We start from the raw sequence: 22,109 nt of genomic DNA on the forward strand, positions 1-22,109 counted from the left end.
ACGATGGTGAATAGGACTTCACCTGAAGGAGGTATCCGCTTTATGGATAATAACAAATCTCCAAAGAAACAACATTTAATTCATTATGCAAATGGTCGTTCTTTGGAGGAAATCAACGGAACCGTTGAGGTACCAAAAGGAAAAGGATTCTGGAAAACACTGTTTATGTATTCAGGCCCTGGCGCATTAGTAGCTGTTGGATATATGGATCCAGGTAACTGGTCAACATCAATTTCTGGTGGTCAAAGTTTCCAATACTTACTGATGTCTGTGATCTTAATGTCGAGTTTAATTGCAATGTTGCTGCAATACATGGCGGCTAAACTGGGCATTGTGACACAAATGGATTTGGCTCAAGCCATCCGAGCAAGAACGAGTAAGGCACTTGGAATTGTATTATGGATTCTTACAGAATTAGCTATTATGGCAACCGATATCGCTGAAGTTATCGGTGCGGCGATTGCTCTTTATCTTTTATTCCATATTCCGCTAGTATATGCGGTGTTCATTACGGTTTTTGATGTTTTGCTTCTTTTGTTACTGACAAAGATTGGGTTCCGGAAAATTGAGGCGATTGTTGTTGCTTTGATTATGGTTATCCTATTTGTGTTCGTATATCAAGTTGCTCTTTCACAGCCTGATTGGCTGGGAGTATTGAAGGGATTGGTACCAACTCCAAAGACCTTCTCGAGTTCACCAGAAATTGGTGGAATGAACCCATTACAGGGTGCTCTTGGAATCATTGGGGCAACGGTTATGCCACATAACTTGTACCTTCACTCTGCTGTTTCACAAACTAGAAAAGTGGATCATGATGATGAGGAAGATGTTGCTAGAACTGTTCGGTTCTCAACATGGGACTCAAACATTCAGTTATCATTCGCTTTCGTTGTTAACTCATTGTTACTTATCATGGGAGTTGCCGTATTCAAGACTGGTGCCGTAAAGGACCCTTCGTTCTTTGGGTTGTTCCAAGCACTCTCAGATACTTCCGTATTGAGCAACGGAATTCTAATTGCTGTTGCCAAGTCAGGAATTTTATCGGTTCTGTTTGCTGTTGCCTTGTTGGCATCAGGTCAAAACTCAACTATTACTGGTACCCTTACCGGACAAGTTATCATGGAAGGTTTCATTCACATGAAGATGCCATTATGGTTACGTCGTCTGGTAACTCGTTTAATTTCAGTTATTCCCGTGTTGATCAGTGTGGCAATGACTAGTGGTCAATCGCCAATCAAGCAACACGAAGCTCTTAACACATTAATGAATAATTCCCAAGTGTTCCTAGCTTTCGCCTTACCTTTCTCGATGTTGCCATTACTCTTAATGACGAACTCGAAGGAAGAAATGGGAGATAGATTTAAGAACTCGTTCTTGGTTAAATTCTTTGGTTGGGTTTCAGTTGTTGCATTAACATTCCTTAACTTAAAGGGATTGCCAGATTCAATCGCTGAATTCTTCGGAGCAAATCCAAGTGCCGGTGAAATTCAAATGGCTCATTACATTGCTTACGTAGTGATTGTCTTGATTTTGGCACTGTTAGCTTGGACGATTTACGACTTGTATCGTGGGAATAAGAAAGTTAATAGTTTAGATAATAAATAATTAAAAATTGGAATAATCGAAAGAAGGGAAAGTTCATGCAAGAAGAACAGCATAAGAACTTTAAACGAATTTTAGTAGGTGTCGATGACTCAGAAGATGCTCAATTAGCATTTAGATACGCAATTAGAGAAGCACGAAGCTCAGATGCAACTTTAATTATTGCATCAATTCTAGAACATGAAGAAATGAATGTTTACGAAGCTTTGAATAAGGATTATGTTCATGGCAAACGTGACGAATTGATTGATCACATTTCTAAGTACCGTGACCTTGCTTTAAGGGCAGGAGTCAAGGAAGTTGAAATGATTATCGATGAAGGTGAGGCAGGGGAAACAATCGTTAAGAATGTTATTCCTGCATCCGATGCGGATCTACTGATTATTGGTTCATTATCGAAGACTGGGATTAGAAAATATTTCGGTTCGCAAGCAGCCTATATGGCTAAGTACTCACCAATCTCTGTAATGGTAGTTCGTGAGTAATCATTTATAACTGCTCGAATAGAAAGTTGAACTTTGATTTTGGGTTCAGCTTTTTTTATACCAAATTTTAATTAGGTGGGGGAAAATAATGGAACTTACAAATAAACAACGATGGTGGTTTACTGCCACTTTGTTAGTTGGAACGTTTACCATGTCAATAAGCCAGTCATCACTATCAACTGCATACCCAACGTTTATGAAGTATTTCAACTTACCGGCAAGTACAGTAGCTTGGTTAACTACCGGATTTATGTTGGTAATGTCGGTTGTGATGCCATTATCGCCGTGGTTGATGAATAATTTCAAATTTAAGCCACTCTACTTAACGTTATTAGCAATTTTTGGAGTAGGCACTATCATCATTATCTTTGCCCCAAACTTTCCGATTATGATGATTGGTAGGTTGATGGAGGCTGTTAGTGTTGGAATTCTGTTTCCGTCTTACCAATCAATAATCTTAGAAATCACACCCCAGGAGCACCGTGGTGCAATCATGGGAACTGTTGGACTGGTGATGGGATCTGCCCTCGCCGTTGGGCCAATCATTTCGGGGGTGGTCTTACAGGTTCTTAACTGGCAAGCAATTTTCGGCCTCTTTTTGGTCGTCCTGGTAGTTGTGTTCTTACTGGCTGCTAGAACGATTGTTAGTCCCCGTGAAATCAAGAGGACCAAGTTTGATTTTCTGTCTGTGTTTTACTCACTCGGAATTATTGGTTTACTATACTTCATTAATGAATTAAAACAATTGCAAACCGGAAACTATATCAACTGGATTATTCTGACTATTTCCTTAGTATTATTGGTTTTATTCGTTACAAGACAATTATCTTCAAAGGAGCCGCTGTTACGGTTAGATATTTTGAAAATCACTAACTTTGACTTAGGGGTGGCTTTGACTTCACTTTCATATATGTCGTTGATTACGGTGACTATCATTATGCCATTGTATTATCAACAGGTTCTCGGTATGACGCCACTCTGGTCAGGGTTATCGTTGGTACCGGCCGCTGCGTTGTTATCTTGGCTTAACCGGCGGAGTGGAAAAATGGCTGATCGGGTCGGTTTCAAACCTACGATCATGATTGGGTTTGGTCTTTTTATCGCTGGTTGGTTGTTATTGCTAGTGACATCAAATTGGCACAACGTCTGGATTGCCATTGTTGGTTCAATGGTGGTTGAAGCTGGAAATGCATTCGCGATGATGCCCGCAACAACCCTTGGAGCTAATTCGTTGACTGATGATTTGATTCCGCATGGTTCGTCAATTATTGCGACGATTCGCCAAATAATGGGATCGACGGCGGTTGTTATTGCTACGGTTATTCTGGGTGATGGTAACTTTGCTGGCGTGTTCCTAACTTTTATGACGTTAGAAATCTTTGCAATGGTTTTGGTATTTATTATCAAGGATAAACGTCACATGGTCGCAAAATAAAAATAATTTACAAAGCAGAACACCAATACAACGGCGTTCTGCTTTTATTATGTAAACAGCAGTGCTTGTGATTGATTCGGTTTACAGCTTGTGATATTCTTTTAAGTGAGCGACGAGCGAAATCGCTTTAAAAACTATTAAATCAGTCAGGCAGCCACGAAGGTGGTTGCTTTTGTGTTCTTTAGGGATTGATTACTGATTCACAAACTAGGAGGAATTAGCAAGATGGCATACAAAACTGTAAATCCATACACAAATGAAGTTGTAAAGGAATATCCTGAGGCTACAGAACAAGAGCTTCAAGGTGCAATTGCCACAAGTTATCAATTATTCAAAGATATGAAGAAACAACCAATTGCGGACCGAGCAAAGATTCTGCATGCGGTTGCCAAGAACATTCGAACTCACGCTGACGAGTTGGCTAAAGCAGCCACTGTCGACATGGGTAAATTACTTCGTGAATCAAAAGGGGAAGTAGAACTTTGTGCGATTATTGCAGACTGGTTTGCTGATCATGCCGAAGATTTACTGAAACCAGACAAAATCGATACTATCGCTACTGGTGAAGCCGAAGTCCAAAAGCATGCTACCGGAGTTATCATGATGGTTGAACCATGGAACTTCCCTTACTACCAAATCATGCGGGTATTTGCTCCTAACTTTATGGTTGGGAACACAATGATTTTAAAGCATGCTTCTAACACACCAACTTCTGCTAAGATGTTTGCTGATGTTGTTGCTGAGGCCGGTGCTCCAAAGGGGGCATTAACTAATTTATTCCTTAGTTATGATCAAGTTACTGAAGCTGTTTCAGACCCAAGAATTCAAGGGGTTGCTTTAACTGGTTCAGAGCGTGGTGGTCGTTCAGTTGCTGAAGCTGCTGGTAAGAACTTAAAGAAGAATACCATGGAGCTTGGTGGAATGGATGCATTCATCGTATTGAAGGATGCTAACCTTGATGACGTTAACGACATTGCATGGCGGGCTCGTTTGTACAATGCTGGTCAAGTATGTACTTCATCAAAACGATTCATCGTTATGGATAACCTATATGATGACTTTGTTGCCAAACTAAAGGAAAACTTTGCAAGCGTTAAGCCAGGTGATCCAATGGATGATGACACCACATTGGCCCCAATGAACTCAGAAAAGGCTAAGAACAAACTTCAAAAACAAGTTGACGAGGCTGTTGCAGCTGGGGCAACCGTTGAATACGGTAATGAGCCAATTGATTTGCCAGGCCAATTCTTCAAGCCAACTATTTTGACTAATATCACAAAGGACAACCCAGCTTACAGCACTGAGATGTTTGGCCCAGTAGCCCATGTTTATAAGGTCCACAGCGAAGAAGAAGCTATTGAACTTGCTAACGATTCAATGTTTGGACTTGGTGGGATTGTCTTTGGTGGGGATGCTGACCATGCTGCCGAAGTTGCCTCTCAAGTTGAAACTGGAATGGTGTTTGTTAATAACTTTATGTCGTCACTACCAGAATTACCATTTGGTGGTGTTAAGAACTCAGGTTACGGACGTGAAATGAGTAGCATCGGTCAAATGGCATTTGTTAATGAGCAATTGATCGTTAAGGCCGACAAACCTAACTTAGCAAACCCAGCTGGAGGTTTGGTTGCGTTAGATAAGAATGGTAAGTAATTCAATAGTCATACGTAAATAAAACTGTTTTTCTCCTAAACGAGGAGGGACAGGGTGATAAGAAGATACGATAAGAAGCAGGTAAGCTACTTTGGTCGTTTCACTTCCACGTCATTCTAGCCCCTCTTTTTTGTAGATTTCGAAAAAGCATTGACAAAATATTCACAGAGTTTCATACTACTAAAGAGTAGTAATTACTATTTAGAAAAAGGAGATTATTGTTTTGGTTAAAAAATCAAAATTATTTGCTTTAATTGTTGCGTTATTCTCAGTGTTACTTTTTGTTGCCGGTTGTTCATCTAACGGTGGTTCGAGTGCCAAGAGTGAAAAGATCAACGTTGTTACCACAACTGATTTTTACGGTGAAGTTGCAAAGGCAGTTGCTGGTGATAAGGGTAAGGTAACCTCAGTTATCAACAACCCTAACGTAGATCCTCATGACTATAACCCAACTACCAAAATTGGTACTGAAGTTGCAAAAGCCAATGTTGTCGTTGCTAACGGGGTTGGTTATGACACTTGGATGAGTAAGTTGGTTAAAGACAACTCTAAGGTTAAGTACATAAGAGTTGGTGAGTTACTTATGGGTAAGAAGGATGGCGACAATCCTCATCTTTGGTACAAACCAGAAACAATGCCAAAATTAGCTAATGCGTTAGCTGCTAAGTTTGGTAAGATGCAACCAAAGAACAAGGCATACTTCAAGAAGAATGCTAAGAAGTACATTGATTCATTAAAGCCTGTTAACGATAAGATCGACAGTTTGAATGCGATTGCTAAGAAGTCAAAGAGTAAGGATGTTTACGTAAGTGAACCAGTCTTTGATTACGCTCTGGAAGCTGCTGGATTCAAGGTTGGTAACAAGAAGTTTGAAGAAGATACTGAAAACGGTGTTGATCAAGCTCCAAGCACAATCAAGAATATGCAAGCGGGTATCAAGGGTAAGAAGATTGCTTTCTTTGTCTTCAACAAGCAAGTTGATTCAAAGACCGTTGATAACATGGTTTCACTTTCTAAGAAAAATAACGTTCCCGTATTACCTGTAACGGAAACCCTTCCTGCAGGAAAGACATACAAGACATGGATGTTGAGTCAATACACCCAACTTGAAAAGATTCTTAAAAACGCAGAAAAATAAGTTAATAGAATAGTAAAAAGTCCCGTGGTCAGAGATTTGGAAGTTGTAGATTCTTCCTTCTCATGATCATGGGACTTTTTGTTAAGCTTTATCCGTAATAATAACGGGGTTAAGGGTGGTTAATTTGCTTGTCACCCAGTAACTTATGATGCAACCAATTAGAGTGATAACAATGGTTGTTATTAGTGCTAGCAATTCAACGATTGAGAATCGGAAATTACCGGTAAGAATTCCAGCCGCTCCTGCCTGGTTGACGTTAGGGCTGGCAAAGATGATTAAACCGAATGTACCAATGACGCCACCAACCCCATTGACTGCAAACGAATCAACCGGATCGATGAACCTAGTATTTGCTAGTTTATTAGCGAAATAATGGCAGGTGATACCGCTAATCACGCTAACTACCAGCATTGCAAAATTAGAGACGTAAGCGACCAGGGCGGTACTAGTAACTAAACCACAGATGATCCCAGAAGTTAAGCCGCTGAGAGTAAGTTGTTGAATACGGGACTGATAGCTAATCCAGCCAATGGTAGCGCCGATAACTGCAATCAGAGTGTTGGTCATAATGAGAACCCCATGATTACTGAAACTACTAGCGGGGGCAAGATTGAAACCAAACCAGCCAGTTAGGATAAAGAATACTGCGATGTAGTCCTCTATCGTTCGATTTCGGGGCTGCTTAACTTTGCGATTGGTAACAAACCAAGATAGCACTAAACTAGTCAAACCGGCTGTTAAATGGACAACGAGGCCACCTGAGAAATCTAGGGCGCCAAGTTTGAATAACAAACCGTTTTCGGACCACATCAAGTTTGCGATTGGTGCGTACACCAGAAGGGTCCAAATGGGAATGAAAGCGATGAAGAATCGCCAGGTTACCCGTTGCAGGATAGTTCCGGTGAACATAACCACTGAATATAGATAAAAGCATAATTGGGCAATCATGGAAATTGATGGGTTAATCGGGATCAATTGCATTTTGGTTGGGATAAAGTTAAATGTTTCGGTATTGCCAAATAGCAACCAGCAACCAATCGCGACTAAAAGGGCAACTAACATTGAAGCAAGGTACTGGTTTGTCTTTGTTTCCGGATAGCAGTTTATGTACATTATGGGAACAAAGAAAATCATTGGAATCATTATGATGGAACAAAGGAGAACGAAATTAACGTTCATATGGCATCACTCCTGTTTAAATAGCAATCATTACTATTAATATTATGAGGAGTGTAAACCGCGAATGTCAAGGGAGCAATAATAGTTAGCAGAGTGTTTGGCAAGTATTCGGAAGTGGTAAAAAAAGATACAACAAAAACACGCAGCGATAAATTTCAAGAATAAGGAAATTATCGTTGCGTGTTTGCTTTTAGCCATATAAATACTATTTAGTTATTTTGCTTGTCGGCGCTTAGCTTGGAACAGGAATATCCAAGCAATAAACCCGAAGATGATTGGTCCGCCAATTGTCCAGAACCCGGTCTGGTAATCATGATCAAGGAATGGTTGAACAGCTGAGAAGCCAATTCCACCAATTAGAACAACCATAACGAGAACCACAACGGTATTGGTTAACGCCCGGTTTTTGAAAATTTCAAATGGTCTGTCGAGCCCCTGCTTCTTTTTGAAGAATGGGAATGCTCCAACAAGGAATAAGTAAGGGAAGGTAGTTGAAATGTTTCCCATATCAGTCAGAATTGTATAGAACTTTTGAGCGTTCGATCCCCCGAATGAAACGAAGAAGATGAAAACGCACACGATGATTGCCTGTAACCACATCGCGTATGATGTCATTCCTGCTTTGTTGAGCTTAGTCATTTTCTTAGGCCAGAAGTTTTTGTTTGAGCCCAAGATAAATGATTTCAGTGGTGAATAAATCAGCACGAAGAAGGATCCGAGATACGCCATGAACATACTAAGACCAGCAAATCTCGCCAAACTAGTTCCGAGGAGAGTGGTTGCAGCTGCTGATAAGTGAAGGGAATGACCCATGTATACGCCTAGGTTGTTCATGAGGACGTAGGTAATGTTACCAAGGTTTGTGGTTGCGTTACCTAGAACTGATTTCCAGTTAGTGGTGATTCCCCAAAGGAAGATTGAGATTGAATAGGTAAATGTGATGACGATTGTTGAAATGATGATTCCACGGGGGAAAGTTCTTTCTGGTTTGTCTAGTTTATCAGTAATTCCACCCATTGACTCACTCCCGGCATAAGCAAACACCGCGTAAACAACAAAGCTCAGTAGCGCAATGTTGGAATGAAACTCAGGATTAGGTGATTTGATAAAACTAGAGATGCCGTTGATTGGTTGGGCGAGGTGACCGCCGTTTAGGAATAATGCCACGATACTAAAAATCGCAAATACTCCAGTGAGAATCATAACTAAAACCCCACCGATCGAGGCAACCTTTGAAATTGAATCGATTCCATGAACCGCGAAGAAAGTAACTAGTAAAATCCAGCAGATTCCAAGAATTCCGACCGTTTCAGTTGAATTTAGACCGAGAAGACTCCAGGTTTGCGTTTTATCACTTCCAAACAGGAAGGTTGAGAACGGAATCCAAACCTTTGATGCTGTTGACATCATCCAGATGATCCAAGATGATAACCAGATGAATGTTCCGATAAAGGCCCATTCTTCGCCAATCGATCCAGCAAGCCAGGAGTAGATTCCACCCTTTGCTTCTTTGAAGGATGATCCGTATTCAGCGAACATCAACCCACTTGGGAGGAAGAAAAAAATCGCTGCTAGGATGTACCAGATGATACTGGCGTATCCCATTTGGTCAAACGCAACGGTAGTGTTTGCGAATCCGTAAATGGTTGAGAAAATCATCAGGATCAGACTAACCGTTGTGATTTTTTTGTTTTTTGCCATAATGTTCTCCTTGAATGTATAAATGAATAAATAGATATTTCGAACAACTTTACAATCCTACATCAACAGTAAGAGTGAAGGAAGAAAATTTGGTTAGATGTGAATAACAATTAAATTAAAATTCATATTGTTAATATTTATTTGAATGGTGGACATGAAGCTAGTTTACATTAATAATAGAACCAAGAACACAACATGGGGGTGACTGCGAAATGACGAAACAAAAGAAAATGGGGTTTGCATCCATATATTTACTCGGGGTCAACGGGATTATTGGCTCCGGAATTTTTTTGCTACCCAATCAAATCTTTTCGCTAGCGGGGAACAAAAGCTCGCTAGTCATTATTTTGGCTGCGATTGCAACGTTGATGATTGCCCTCTGTTACGCTGACCTTGCTAGTCGCTTCACTGGAGATGGAGCAGCATGGTTGTATACATATAATGCGTTCGGGAGATTCCCGGGCTTTCAAGTAGGGTTCTTCTCGTGGATTCAGGGAGTGATTACAATATCTGCGGAGATTGCTGCTTTGCTGAGCATTTTAAAACCAATATTTCCTAGTCTAACTAATCTGTGGGAATATCGGTTGGTTGGAATCGTAATAATTATTGTCCTTGCCATTCTCAGTTTGTTGGGTGAGCAGGTAACGAAAATCAGTGATAATTTATCTTCAATAGTAAAAATTGTGATTTTGCTGGCGTTTATCGTTATTGGTTTTATTGGATTAAGTTCAAAACAGACAATTATAGCAACCACCTCAAAAAGTCCATACGAAATGAGCTCAGCGTTTAGTAAGGCCTTCTACATGTTTACGGGTTTTTCATTTTTACCTATTGCCGCGGCGGACATGAAGGATCCCGAAAAGAATCTACCTAAAGCATTGATCTGGGTGATTGTGACGGTTGGAGTGATTTATGCTCTTGCCCAAACGATTGCGGTCTTGTCACTCGGAAATCAGATAACGAAAACCGATTCACCGCTAGCTGCTGTTTTTCAACAAATTCTTGGTCATCAAGGGTACCTTATAATTTTGGTCGGTATGGCAGTGTCAATTATCGGGGTTGCCTTATCAGTTAGCTTTAGTACTCCTGTCGTAGCTGCTTCCCTTTCAAACGAGCATAAGCTACTGCCATCGTTTATCGGTAAACAGTCCAAAGGCGACGTGCCGTGGGTTGCAGTAATTATCACAACGGTACTTAGCGGGCTGGTGTTTCTGAGTGGAAGTTATGTTTTTCTAGTTTCCTGTGTTGTTTTGATTTCACTGATTCAGTATGTACCAACGGCATTAGCGGTGATTCATTTTCAGTCACAACCGTCTGATGGCTGGAACCTACCCGGTGGCAAAATAATTCCTGGAATTGCAATTGGAATGTGCGCATATTTGCTTGCTGGGGTGGCATTAAAGGTATGGCTGTTTACGGGAATCTTGGTGGTATTAGGATTAGGTCTGTATCTGTTTGATGATCATAGTGAGAAGAAAGCAAAAGACTAGCCCGCGGGCTAGTCTTTTATTAATTGATTAAAGTATTCGGGTACGGGAGCAGTAGCTGTTATAAGCTCACCCGTGTATGGACGGTTTAATTTGACTTGCCAAGAATGAAGTCGGAGATTTGGGAATAAGTCGTTGCTGTACAGTGGGTCTCCAACTAAGGGATAACCAAGGTAAGCAAAGTGAACTCGAATTTGGTGGGTTCTCCCAGTCTCAAGGACTACTTTTACCTGGGTGTAGTCGCCCTTGGTTTGTAATACTTCATAGTTTGTGACTGCGGTTTGCGAATTTGGACCATTGACCTTTCGCTTCCGTTTATCATCAGGGTCGCGGCCGATTGGAACGTCAATTCGACCAATCGTTGGTAACCCAATGCCGTGAACCCAAGCTAGATAGGTGCGGTGGATTTCCTTACGTCGAAGCATTTCCACCAGAATTGGTACTACGGCAGGATTTTTGCCAAAGATAACGGCCCCACTTGTTTCTTGATCCAGACGGTGAATCATGTAGGGGATGGTATTCTCTGATTCAAGGTAACCAGCCGCTTGGTTGATGGTAGCTCCGGATTCACCAGGTTGGTTTGGATGGGTCTTGTCACCGGGGCGTTTGTTGACAATGAGTATGTCCTCTGTCTCGGTGACAATGGTGATGGGGTGGTAGTCAGGGGTAATGGTTTGGAGCTGGTTTTTGAAATCTGATGCTTCAAAATGCAGGCTAATGTTATCCCCTGGTTTGATTTGGAAGTTCATTGGTAAATACTTCCCGTTTACGAGGACTCTGTTGGCCTTCCTGAGGTTAAAAATCAAGTATTTAGGAATTAATAGGTGGTCATGAAGAAACTGCCTCAGCGCCATTTCAGGGATGTCCTGAGAAACGGTAAGGTCATAGTTCCAAGTTGTTTTCATAAGCAAGTTCCGTTCTATACGTATTGTAAGTAAAAAAAGTGAAGCTTATCGGTAATTTTAACCGGTTAGCTTCACTATATTTCTGATAATTTAGTCGTTTTTAGCCTTTGGTCTAATAATCAAAACGTCAGTCGTTGCTTGACGAGTAACGAAGCTTGTTACTGAACCGATAATCAATCGCTCAACTGCGCTTAATCCAGTCGAACCAATTACAATCAAGTCAGTATTATGGTCCTTTGGAAATTCGCGGGCGATGATTGGCTTAGGATTACCAAAGCGAATATGAATATCCACGTCCTTGACCCCAGCATCACGAGCCTTGTCAGCCATTTGTTCCAACTTTGATTCGGTTGTTTCAGTTAGTTTGAAAACGACGTCTCCGCTTACTGCTGATCCGTATGTTTGATTGAATTGATTAACTTCAAGCACATTAAGAATATCCAAATGGGCGTTGTTTTCTTTTGCCAGTTCGATTCCGCGCTCAAGAATACTGTTTGTTACTTGGGAGCCATCAACTGGAACTAAAATGTTTTTGTATGCCATATTTGCCACCCCATATCAATTTATCTTTCTTTAACTAAATGATAACATTGTGGGCTTGTGAATGTAATCTTTTTTAATTTTAAAGTGTAACAAGGCTTGTTGTAATCGCTTTCTAATAATGGTAGTATTTACGTAAAATGAATATGAAAGAGGGAATTTCACATGTATTATCACGTAATGAAATCAAATGATATCCGCAAGAACCTTGCGACTGAAACATATTTGATGAACGAGAAGAACTTTGACGAACCATTGCTTCTTTTCTATATTGAGGGGCCTTGTATCATTGTCGGACGGAATCAAAATACGCTCGAGGAGATCAACAAGGAATACGTTGATGAACATGGAATTGTAGTTACTAGAAGAACTTCTGGTGGCGGAGCCGTATATCAGGATTTAGGTAATCTCTGTTTTAGTTTTGTGGTTGATAGTGATAGCGAAGAGTTCGGGGACTTTAAGTCGTTTGTTCAACCAGTAGTTGATGCCTTACACCGGATGGGTGCTACTAGTGCTGAGGTTTCTGGTCGAAACGATATCTTAGTTGATGGTAAAAAGTTCTCAGGAAATGCTATGTACACTAAGGATGGTAAGACGTTCTCCCACGGAACTTTAATGCTTGATGTTGACCTAACCGTTTTACCAAAGGCGTTGACAGTGCCCGAAGATAAAATCAAGTCAAAGGGAATCAAGTCAATTAGCTCACGGGTTACTAACTTGAGACCATACCTTTCATCCGAATACCAAACAATGACAACCCCTGAATTTAGGGATGAATTGTTGAAGGAATTGTTCCATGTGGATAACCTAGAGGATATTAAAGACCGCGAGTATAAGCTCACCCCTGAGGATGAAAAGGGTATCGACAGAATCTTTGATGATATCTTCAATAACTGGGATTGGGTATATGGAAACTCACCTGAGTTTACCGTTAAGAAGCGCCAACACTTTACTAGTGGAACGATTGACGCCCGCCTTCAAGTCGATGATGGTAAGATCAATAACGTTACCTTCTTTGGAGACTTCTTCGGGCCAAAGGATGCTGGCGAATTAGCTGACAAACTAAAGGGAGTCCGGTTTGAAAAGGCTGATGTCGAAAAAGCCCTCGCCGATACTGATATTAATCAATATTTCACTGGTATCAGCAAGGATGACCTGTTATCAATGCTTTTCTAACAACAGGAAATACGTTAAACTAAATATAATTACAGATGGGGTAAATTCAGATGAATTTACCTCGTTTTATTAGAGGCGGGGAAAATTTGAAAAAAGAAGAGAAACTAGTAATTAATTGGGCAATCGTGTCATTGGTGGTATTCTTGATTGCGAACTGGTTTATGACGATCAAGGGAATGCGGCTGGACAAACCAGTCGTTATGTCCGAGGCAATGCAGGTGACGGTTACGGCGATTGTTTTTTACGCCGCCACGATTGTCCTAGCACTGATCAAAGTCAGAATCAGCTATTACTTACTAGCAGTTGTAATTGCAATATACTCAGTTGGTTTTGTTGGGATGGGTGTGACGATGTTCACTGATAGTGCGGCAAATCCATTCCTTAAAATCATTATGTTGGCGATTGCTATTTTCGGTATCGTCGTTAATGTTTACTGGGTAATCTTAGCGTTTAAATTACGAGCAGCAATTGCTCGTGACCATTTTCCGAAACAACAAAAATGATAGGAGTATTTTATGAAGAGGGATGTAACTGATTTTGTTGAAACTGTGAAGGCTGATCAGGTTGAGGTCAAAGAGTTTGAACTTAGTCTTAAACAGTTGATCAAAGCTCAAAAGAAGGACTTTACTGACGTGTTTGACTTTATTGCCAAGCAGGTAAGCTCCGATAAACTGGGTGTGGCTGAGATCAAAGTTAGTGATACCGATGCAGTCGTTAGACTTGAAACCAACGTTATTAACTTACCAATTCAAGAAATTGACCGGGTTAAGAAGATGATGGGTGACGAAGGTGAGCTGGAAATCAACATTTATCTTGTGGCCACGTCTGAATTTGTTAATCAATCAGGATTGAGAATCGATGAGGTTGCGTCAGCAGCGGATTTTGCTGCCAACCCAGACGATTTTTCCAGCCAGATGCTTGACTGGATCTCTGACCAAGCAACCAAGATTTCTGAGGGAATTGAGAACGATAAGAAGCTTGATAAGAAGAAAACTACCAAAAAGTAATTGTATTTGTAAATCAAATGTGGCATAATGTTTTTATGCGATGAGTCGAGAGATCACGCAGCTTCGGCTGTTCCGCGCAAGCGGCTAGGTGATATTTTTCGAACGGGACACATATCTGCACGGATTTGCAGGTGTCTGATTCTAGCGGATTGTGGAATCCAAGGAATCTACTTACTTCGGTAAGTACCGTTAAAAGGACCGTAACCCTTTGGGTTACGGTCCTTTTTCATTTGGGAGTGGGAGCACTACAGAAATTTTTGATTTCGTCTTAGTGCCCCAGCAAGAACAACAATTAGTGAATTCTGCGAACAGCGGGATTCACTCTTGATGTTTACTGCGTGTAGCAATAATTCGAATAAAAGCAAAAATGCCACGATAATTTTGATGAAAATTAAATTATCAAGGCATTTTTTCGATGTGATTAGTTATGTTTCAGCTATTTTCATTTAGGCATGAACAAGGTGAACTGCACTATCTAAAACGCCACTGTCACCAGAGAGAACAAAGTTATTATTTTTTACATCGATTTTCATATTATCATCGAGGTAGGTTTGAGAATAGCCCTTTACGAACCATTGGCCAATGTTGGTCTCAACCGGTTGGTCATAGTCAGGAGTGGTTGCACTTTTGTTTACTACAATTAAATCATACGCAGTTTCTAGTGAGCAAAAGCCAGCGTCTGAAAAGGGGCCTACCCCATCATCTAAACTTAGTAGAATGCGTTCATCATTAGTTACCTTGGCGTTGATCTTAGCGATTGCTGCATCAGTTAAAGTTAATTTCATTTTTTTCACCTCTGATTGAAGTGTAGGCTCTTATTTGAAAAAGTCAACTAGGTTGTGTGCAACTTAATAAAATAAATTTGCAATTTAAAATCAGTATGCTAAGATTATAGTTAAATTATTCTAAGGAGTTTTTAATTTATGCAAATTAATAACGTTATCCAACTGAATAATACCTATTACTTTTGGTTTTTCGGACAGTGATCTGTTAAGCCAAAAGCATTTTACGATGCAAAAGGCCCCGCAGATCACTTAGCTGACTGCGGGGGATAATACCGAGAGTAATTACCTTCCCAGTCAGTTTCCGTTGACTGGGATTTTTTTATGGAAAGGGAGAACTACTATGACAAAGGATTTATCAGCGATTATGAACCATGGCATTACGGAGATTCAACCATCTTCGATTTTGGCTTTCAACCAGGAGATTTCGTCAATTGAAGGTATTATCAAACTAACTTTGGGGGAGCCAGACTGCAACACCCCCGATCACGTTAAGCAAGCTGCTATCAAGGCAATTGAGAACAATGACAGCCATTACACAAATTCGCGGGGAACCATCGAACTTCGCCAAGCAGCCAGCCACTTTTTGAATAAGAAATATGGCTTAGATTATGACCCGACTGATTCTATTATCATCACTGCCGGAGCAACGGGATCAATCTACTCTGCCCTAACAGCGATTCTTAATCCAGGAGATTCTGTAATCATTCCAACCCCAATTTTCCCATTCTATATTCCGGTAACTAAAATCAATGGTGGTAATCCAATCTTTGTGGATACTTCTGATGATGGGTTTATTTTGACCCCAGAAAAACTTGAGAAAGCGATTGAGGATTCAAACGGAACGGCCAAGGCAATCATCCTTAACTTCCCAACGAACCCAACCGGAGTTACATACAGTAAGGACGACCTTGAAAAACTAGCCGCTGTTTTGAAGAAACACGATATTTTTGTATTAAGTGATGAAATCTACAGCGAATTAACTTATGAAGGTACCCACACTTCAATGGGAACCATCCTTCCAGACCAAACGCTTGTAATTAGTGGCGTTTCTAAATCTCATGCTATGACTGGTTGGCGAATTGGATTTATCTGTGGACCCGCTCCAATCATCAATGAAATTGCCAAGGTCAGCGAGTTTACGATTACTTCACCAACTGCTAATGCCCAGGCGGCAGCTACTGAAGCCCTTGAAAACGGAATGGATGATGCGTTGCCAATGAAAGAAGAATATCGTAAGCGACGTGATTTACTAGTTAAGGGGCTTGCCGAGGCAGGGTTTACTTGTCCTACTCCTAAGGGAGCGTTCTACGTATTTGCTAAGATTCCTACTTTTCTAACCCAGAATAGTGATCAGTTCTGTCATGAACTTGCCCATGAGGCAAAGGTTGCTTTGATCCCCGGTTCATCATTTGGCCTTGGTGGTGAGGGGCACGTTCGAATCAGTTATGCAGCTAGTGAGGAAGATTTAACCGAAGCCGTTAAGCGAATTAAAAAATATGTCAACGAAAAGCAGGGGGTTACACCATGAAAATTTTGATGTATAACACACGGGATGATGAGAAAGCCGCGATTAAGCAGTGGGTGGCGGACAATAATATTCAAGTTGATATGAATGATGTGCCACTAAGTGATGAAACCGCTAAGCTGGCGGCTGGATACGATGGAATTATTACTCAGCAACACGGTTCAATTGGTAGTGAGCAAGTATATAAAACACTAAGCTCATTAGGAATCAAACAAATTGGCCTGCGAATTACTGGGTTTGAGATTGTCGACCTTGAGTTGGCAACTAAGTATGGTTTGAAAGTAACTAACGTACCGGCTTACTCACCAAGATCCGTTGGGGAATTAGTATTAGCCCATACAATGTGGTTGGTTCGCCACATGGGGGTTGTTTCTGAGCGGGAAAAGGTCGGTGACTTCACGTGGACCGGAATTCAATCCCGTGAAATTCATGATTTGACCGTTGGAATTATTGGGGTTGGTAAGATTGGTAGCGCCGTGGCTCGACTATTTAATGCGTTAGGGGCCAAAATAATTGCGGCTGACCCTATCAAAAGACCTGAGATTAGTGATATTGTTGAATATGTTAGCCATGAGGAGGTGTTCAGGACTGCAGATGTTGTCACGTTACATACCCCATTAACCGAAGAAACCCACCATATGATCAACGAACGGACCCTTTCGCTAATGAAACCGACCGCATTTCTAATCAACGCTTCCCGCGGCCCAGTTATCGATACTCCCGCCTTGCTAGCAGCCCTTAAATCGGGTGAAATTGCTGGGGCTGCCCTAGACACGTTTGAGGGTGAACAAACAGTTGTCAATCAAGACCTTACCGAGACCGGATTGAATGATCCAGTGTTGAAAGAATTGTTTGCCATGCCAAACGTAAATGTTAGTCCCCATATTGGCTTTTACACTGATGTTGCTGTGTCCAATATGATTACCATTTCGTTGGATAATGTGGTCTTGATTTTGAAAGGGAATGGAGATGGCCATCTGGTTAATCCAGCGGTATTGAATAGGGGAGAAGTAGTAACAAAGTAGAAAGAGGAATATATGTTTGCAAAGTTTTTGAAAATTGTATGTCCTTTTTCAAAATAGATTGACTTTAGCAATACTCAAAGATTAAAATTAAACTCATAGATTCTAATTATAATTTAATATTGGAGGACACCTTATGTCTTTAGGTTCAAGAATTTTCCGTCGGGAAAAATTAGACAGGTACCTTGAAACGGATAAAAAATTCGGAAAAACCATGACGGCTATCGATTTGATTTCACTAGGAATCGGTGCTGTTATCGGAACGGGAATTTTCATTCTCCCAGGAACAGTTGCTGCAACAAAAGCTGGTCCCGGAATCATCGTATCTTTCATTTTAGCTGCTATTATTTGTTCGACCGCTGCGATGTGTTACGCCGAGTTTGCTTCTGCCTTGCCAGTTGCGGGAAGTGCGTACTCATACGGAAACCTAGTTTTCGGTGAAATCATCGGCTGGGTACTTGGTTGGGCACTTATTTTGGAATACGTGTTGGCGGTTGCGACCGTTTCTAGTGCTTGGGGAGCATACTTTAAGTCTTTCTTGGCCGGATTCCATATCAACATTCCTAATGCAATCGTTGGTCCGTTTGATCCCGCAAAGGGAACGTACGGAAACTGGATTGCAATAATCATCGTAATTCTGATTTCGGCGATGTTGAATCACGGGGTTCACTCGTCAGTTCGAATCAATAATTTCATTGTTTTGGTCAAGATTGCCATCATCGTTTTGTTCATTGTGGTTGGAGCATTCTTTGTTAAACCAACTAACTGGCACCCATTCTTACCATTCGGAAACGCCGGAATCCTTCATGGGGCAGCGGCCGTCTTCTTTGCTTACTTAGGTTTTGATGCGGTTTCTGGCTCGGCGGCCGAGGTTAAGAATCCAGGTAAGAACATGCCAATTGGAATTATTGGGACGTTAGTCATTGCGACCGTTCTCTACGTTGGGGTTTCAATTGTACTGACTGGGATGGTTCCATTTACTAAGTTGAACGTTTCTGATCCGGTTGCGTTTGCACTCAACATGGTTCACCAAAGCTGGATTGCCGGCATTATCTCACTAGGAGCCCTTGCCGGAATGTTCACCATGATGGTAACAATGATTTACTCATCATCAAGATTGATTTATTCAATTGGCCGTGATGGTTTGCTACCTAAGTTCTTGGGTAAAATCGATAAAAAGGGAACTCCTAAAAATAGTATGATTACCATTACGATTCTGATTGCCTTCTTAGGTGGATTTGTTCCACTTGATCAGTTGGCAAACTTGGTTAATATCGGAACTCTAATTGCTTTCTTGTTTGTATCAATTGGAATTATTCCGTTAAGAAAGAACAAGGATATCGACAATTCGAAGGACTACAAGGTACCTTTCTACCCGGTAATGCCAATCGTATCAGCGTTGCTATGCATCTTAATGCTAACTCAATTACCATTGGAAACTTGGATTGCATCACTGATTTGGTTTGCATTTGGCCTAATTCTTTACTTCTCATACGGAGTTAAGCACAGTCGCTTAAATGACCCAGACAAGGTGGTTGAGGAATAATAAAATAAAACGGAAACCAAACATTTGGTTTCCGTTTTCTTATATGTTCGATTGCGAGCAATCAAATTAATAGACTTGCCCTCCTAAATAACATATCATGAAAGCGTTAACCGATAGGGAAAATATGGAGGGATTTTAGATGACAGTTGAAGGCTCACTTTACCATACAGAAATTGTTAACGAAAAAGGATTAACAGGTCAAAGCTACGTTCGGGGAAACGAAGGCTTGGCTCTTGGAGTAAGTAGTTCACTTCTAGAGGGACCAGGAACTAATCCTGAGCAGTTCATTGGATTTGCGCTTAGCACCTGTTTTAACGCCACAATTGGCTTAGTTGAAGGCCAACATAAGTTAAAGCATGATAGTGTTATTCACACAGGAGTTGATATTCTTAAAGATACTAAGGGATATAAATTCATCGTTCGTTGTGAAATCCTATTCCACGAATTGGATAACGCAACAGCTCAGCAAATGGTTGATGAGGCGTTAGACCAATGCCCAGTTGCAAAACTATTGAAGGCAAATGAAAACGTAACGTTTGAAATTGTGGATCAATTCTCATTCTAATAATTCAGACTAAGCAAGTAGCCTAAAGTGCTACTTGTTTTTTTAATTCCTGTGAGTATAATTAAAACCAATCGCACACGATTGAATGGAGGGATGACTTGATACCGAAGGATATGCAACTGGCTAATCAGCTTTGTTTCTCAGTTTATAACGCCAACCGATTGTTTAATAAGTTTTACCAAAAAGCACTCAGTGATTTCGATCTGACGTACCCGCAGTATGTGGTGTTGCTGGCATTATGGGAAGAGGACAACCAATCGCTTCATGAGCTTGGCCAAAAGCTGGATTTGGAAAGTAATACCTTGACGCCACTGCTTAAGCGACTTGAAAAAGCTGGTTGGGTAATTAGGCATCGCGACGAAAACGACCGGCGCCAGTTAATCGTTAGTCTGACTGAATCTGGAATTACCAATAAGGATAACGTGTACAGGGCAATTTCAAATTGTGTTGGTAATGAAGCATTTAATGTCAAGCAATATCAAGAAGCTCTAAAAATGAATGATCAGTTGATAGCTGAACTAACGGATCTACTCAAGTAAAGTGGAACCGTTTCTTTTACACAAACAATCGTGCACGACCAAATAAGTGGAGGTAATCCAAATGAACTATGACGTAATTTTTATTGGTAGTGGCCATGCAAGTTGGCACGCAGCGGTGACCTTGAGTCAGTCTGGTAAGAAGGTGGCAATCGTTGAGGAAGACACAATTGCTGGCACTTGTACGAATTATGGCTGTGATGCCAAAATATTATTGGACGGCCCATTTGAAATGAAGGATCAGCTAAGCCAATACCCAGATATTATTGAAGGTGACGTTTCAATTAATTGGCCGAACCTAATGAATTACAAACGCCAAATCATCAATCCGTTACCAGATATACTTGAAAATCTGTTTGTTAACGTTGGCATTGATGTTATTCGGGGCCACGGTAAGCTGGTTGATGCCCATACGGTCAAAGTCAATCAGGATAACTACACAACGGAGAATATTGTGGTTGCCACTGGTGAGGATTCCCGGAGACTCGATATTCCAGGTAGCGAATACATGAATAACAGCCGTGATTTCTTGAATATTAGTGAAATGCCAAAACGGATCACGTTTGTTGGTGCCGGAATTATTTCCCTTGAATTTGCATCAATGGCTATTCAATTAGGCAGTGAGGTAACCGTAGTTGAGTTTGGTGACCGTGCGCTTGCTAACTTTTATGATGAGTACGTAGATAAGGCAGTTGCTAAATTAGAGAAGCTTGGGGTTAAGTTTATATTTAACGCATCAGTTACCGAGGTTGATAAAATCGATAATGATTTGACTGTTAAACTAAACTCTGGTGAATCATTTGCTGCTGATTATGTATTGGATGCTACTGGTAGAACGCCAAATGTTGATGGCATTGGTTTGGAAGACCTAGGAATCGAGTTTTCCAATCGTGGCATCAAGGTTGATGATCATTTGAGGACAAATGTACCATCCGTCTATGCCAGTGGTGACGTCCTGGATAAGCCTCAGGGGAAGTTGACACCAACTGCAACCTTCGAATCTAACTATATTGCAACTCAAATTTTGGGTGACCCAGCTGCAATTGACTATTCAGTTGTTCCATCGGTGGTATTTACATTACCTAGAATTTCCCAAGTTGGGGTAACCGTGGCTGAAGCTAAGCAAGATGAAACCAAATATGCGGTTGCTAAGGTTGAATACGGCAAGCAAATGTTATTCCAACAAAAGAATGAACTGGATGCGGAGTTCACCGTTATTGTTGACCGGGAATCTAAACTGATTGTTGGGGCAACGATTTATGGTAACGAAGCTGCTGACTTAATCAACTTCTTTACACTAATTATTAACCAAAAATTGACAGCTAATCAGATTAATCAGATGATTTTTGCTTTTCCTAGTACAACGAGTGGAATTGTGAGTTTATTGACGTCAACGTTGTTGATGATGAAGTAATGAGGTTCTACAATATCTGTTGTTGGTGATAGATTTTTCTATCACTGATAGCAGATTTTTTGTATATTCTAAAGGTACACAAAAACGGAGACCCTCCGTTTTAAACCACCCTACTAAAAGCGTTCAAAGAAAGGACTCCGCATGGATAATATTAGCAAAGATTTATTAAATATAAAAGATGAAAATATAACTTTGATTGATAGTTCGGTTGGTAATGATGGTGTGACTAGGATTCAAGCTACGCTTGATTATGTTCCTAAGGCTTGTGAACACTGTGGAAGTGTTAATGAAGGTCAAATAACCAAATATGGTTGGCGGAAGACAACCGTCCGGTATCCACGAGCGATTGGAAGCACAGTGATTTTAATCTTGAAACGCCGTTATTTCTGTTGTAAAGAAGATGCTGGT

Annotated in this window: 21 protein-coding genes; 16 read left to right on the top strand and 5 right to left on the bottom strand. The window is 40.8% G+C overall.

What is annotated here, in order from left to right; genetic code table 11:
* Positions 1-42: 42 nt before the first annotated feature.
* From QOW94_RS06175 to QOW94_RS06195, 5 genes are all read left to right on the top strand, one after another.
* A complete protein-coding gene (locus tag QOW94_RS06175) occupies positions 43-1,605 on the top strand; it encodes an Nramp family divalent metal transporter (protein WP_283679393.1) in 1,563 nt (520 codons plus the stop codon).
* A 35-nt stretch (positions 1,606-1,640) separates the two neighbouring features.
* Positions 1,641-2,087 (top strand): universal stress protein, encoded by a 447-nt coding sequence (locus tag QOW94_RS06180; RefSeq protein ID WP_283679394.1) that lies wholly within the window; start codon positions 1,641-1,643, stop codon positions 2,085-2,087.
* Positions 2,088-2,175: 88 nt separating this feature from the next.
* Positions 2,176-3,522 (top strand): MFS transporter, encoded by a 1,347-nt coding sequence (locus QOW94_RS06185; protein ID WP_283679395.1) that lies wholly within the window; start codon positions 2,176-2,178, stop codon positions 3,520-3,522.
* Between the two features lie 225 nt (positions 3,523-3,747).
* Positions 3,748-5,175: an NAD-dependent succinate-semialdehyde dehydrogenase gene (locus QOW94_RS06190; protein WP_283679396.1), complete on the top strand. Its 1,428-nt coding sequence runs from the start codon at positions 3,748-3,750 to the stop codon at positions 5,173-5,175.
* A gap of 223 nt (positions 5,176-5,398) precedes the next feature.
* A complete protein-coding gene (locus QOW94_RS06195; protein WP_502867250.1) occupies positions 5,399-6,313 on the top strand; it encodes a metal ABC transporter solute-binding protein in 915 nt (304 codons plus the stop codon).
* 81 nt (positions 6,314-6,394) lie between these two features.
* Here QOW94_RS06195 and QOW94_RS06200 read toward each other — a convergent pair whose 3' ends face one another.
* Both QOW94_RS06200 and yjeM read right to left on the bottom strand, forming a co-directional pair.
* Entirely contained in the window at positions 6,395-7,492 is a 1,098-nt protein-coding gene (locus QOW94_RS06200) for an ammonium transporter (RefSeq protein ID WP_283679397.1), read from the bottom strand.
* A gap of 213 nt (positions 7,493-7,705) precedes the next feature.
* The gene (yjeM, locus tag QOW94_RS06205) at positions 7,706-9,193 is read right to left on the bottom strand and encodes a glutamate/gamma-aminobutyrate family transporter YjeM (protein WP_283679398.1); all 1,488 of its coding nucleotides are present in this window, start codon (positions 9,191-9,193) and stop codon (positions 7,706-7,708) included.
* 212 nt (positions 9,194-9,405) lie between these two features.
* On the opposite strand from yjeM, the gene QOW94_RS06210 reads away from it, so the two are divergent.
* Positions 9,406-10,683, top strand: coding sequence for an APC family permease (locus tag QOW94_RS06210; protein ID WP_283679399.1), 1,278 nt, complete (start codon positions 9,406-9,408; stop codon positions 10,681-10,683).
* 8 nt (positions 10,684-10,691) lie between these two features.
* Here QOW94_RS06210 and QOW94_RS06215 read toward each other — a convergent pair whose 3' ends face one another.
* On the bottom strand, positions 10,692-11,585 hold the full coding sequence (locus tag QOW94_RS06215; protein WP_283679400.1) for an RluA family pseudouridine synthase: 894 nt from the start codon (positions 11,583-11,585) through the stop codon (positions 10,692-10,694).
* A gap of 90 nt (positions 11,586-11,675) precedes the next feature.
* A complete protein-coding gene (locus QOW94_RS06220; protein ID WP_283679401.1) occupies positions 11,676-12,128 on the bottom strand; it encodes a universal stress protein in 453 nt (150 codons plus the stop codon).
* A 162-nt stretch (positions 12,129-12,290) separates the two neighbouring features.
* On the opposite strand from QOW94_RS06220, the gene lplA reads away from it, so the two are divergent.
* The 3 genes from lplA (at position 12,291) to QOW94_RS06235 (ending at position 14,308) form a co-directional block, all read left to right on the top strand.
* Complete coding sequence (gene lplA, locus QOW94_RS06225) at positions 12,291-13,301, top strand: lipoate--protein ligase (RefSeq protein ID WP_283679402.1); 1,011 nt, start codon at positions 12,291-12,293, stop codon at positions 13,299-13,301.
* An 86-nt stretch (positions 13,302-13,387) separates the two neighbouring features.
* Positions 13,388-13,804 carry a hypothetical protein gene (locus tag QOW94_RS06230; protein ID WP_283679403.1) on the top strand — a complete coding sequence of 139 codons (417 nt, stop codon included), beginning with the start codon at positions 13,388-13,390 and terminating at the stop codon, positions 13,802-13,804.
* Between the two features lie 12 nt (positions 13,805-13,816).
* Positions 13,817-14,308 carry a hypothetical protein gene (locus QOW94_RS06235; protein ID WP_283679404.1) on the top strand — a complete coding sequence of 164 codons (492 nt, stop codon included), beginning with the start codon at positions 13,817-13,819 and terminating at the stop codon, positions 14,306-14,308.
* A 446-nt stretch (positions 14,309-14,754) separates the two neighbouring features.
* Here the strand turns inward: QOW94_RS06235 and QOW94_RS06240 are convergent, their stop codons facing one another.
* Positions 14,755-15,093 carry an iron-sulfur cluster biosynthesis family protein gene (locus QOW94_RS06240; protein ID WP_283679405.1) on the bottom strand — a complete coding sequence of 113 codons (339 nt, stop codon included), beginning with the start codon at positions 15,091-15,093 and terminating at the stop codon, positions 14,755-14,757.
* A gap of 364 nt (positions 15,094-15,457) precedes the next feature.
* Here QOW94_RS06240 and QOW94_RS06245 point away from each other — a divergent pair, with 364 nt between their 5' ends.
* The 7 genes from QOW94_RS06245 to QOW94_RS06275 all read left to right on the top strand — a co-directional run.
* Positions 15,458-16,621 (top strand): aminotransferase class I/II-fold pyridoxal phosphate-dependent enzyme, encoded by a 1,164-nt coding sequence (locus QOW94_RS06245; RefSeq protein WP_502867251.1) that lies wholly within the window; start codon positions 15,458-15,460, stop codon positions 16,619-16,621.
* Positions 16,618-17,643 carry a D-2-hydroxyacid dehydrogenase gene (locus tag QOW94_RS06250; RefSeq protein WP_283679407.1) on the top strand — a complete coding sequence of 342 codons (1,026 nt, stop codon included), beginning with the start codon at positions 16,618-16,620 and terminating at the stop codon, positions 17,641-17,643. Before QOW94_RS06245 ends, QOW94_RS06250 begins: the two co-directional genes overlap by 4 nt.
* Positions 17,644-17,776: 133 nt before the next feature.
* Positions 17,777-19,186 (top strand): APC family permease, encoded by a 1,410-nt coding sequence (locus tag QOW94_RS06255; protein ID WP_283679408.1) that lies wholly within the window; start codon positions 17,777-17,779, stop codon positions 19,184-19,186.
* A gap of 139 nt (positions 19,187-19,325) precedes the next feature.
* Positions 19,326-19,751: an OsmC family protein gene (locus QOW94_RS06260; RefSeq protein WP_283679409.1), complete on the top strand. Its 426-nt coding sequence runs from the start codon at positions 19,326-19,328 to the stop codon at positions 19,749-19,751.
* Positions 19,752-19,852: 101 nt separating this feature from the next.
* Positions 19,853-20,290, top strand: a complete 438-nt coding sequence (locus QOW94_RS06265; RefSeq protein WP_283679416.1) for a MarR family winged helix-turn-helix transcriptional regulator — start codon at positions 19,853-19,855, stop codon at positions 20,288-20,290.
* A 61-nt stretch (positions 20,291-20,351) separates the two neighbouring features.
* Entirely contained in the window at positions 20,352-21,701 is a 1,350-nt protein-coding gene (locus QOW94_RS06270; RefSeq protein ID WP_283679411.1) for a dihydrolipoyl dehydrogenase family protein, read from the top strand.
* A gap of 141 nt (positions 21,702-21,842) precedes the next feature.
* The coding region (locus QOW94_RS06275; RefSeq protein WP_283679413.1) for a transposase family protein at positions 21,843-22,109 on the top strand (267 nt) is incomplete at its 3' end.

The organism is Lentilactobacillus sp. Marseille-Q4993 (assembly GCF_951230165.1).
GTDB lineage: Bacteria > Bacillota > Bacilli > Lactobacillales > Lactobacillaceae > Lentilactobacillus.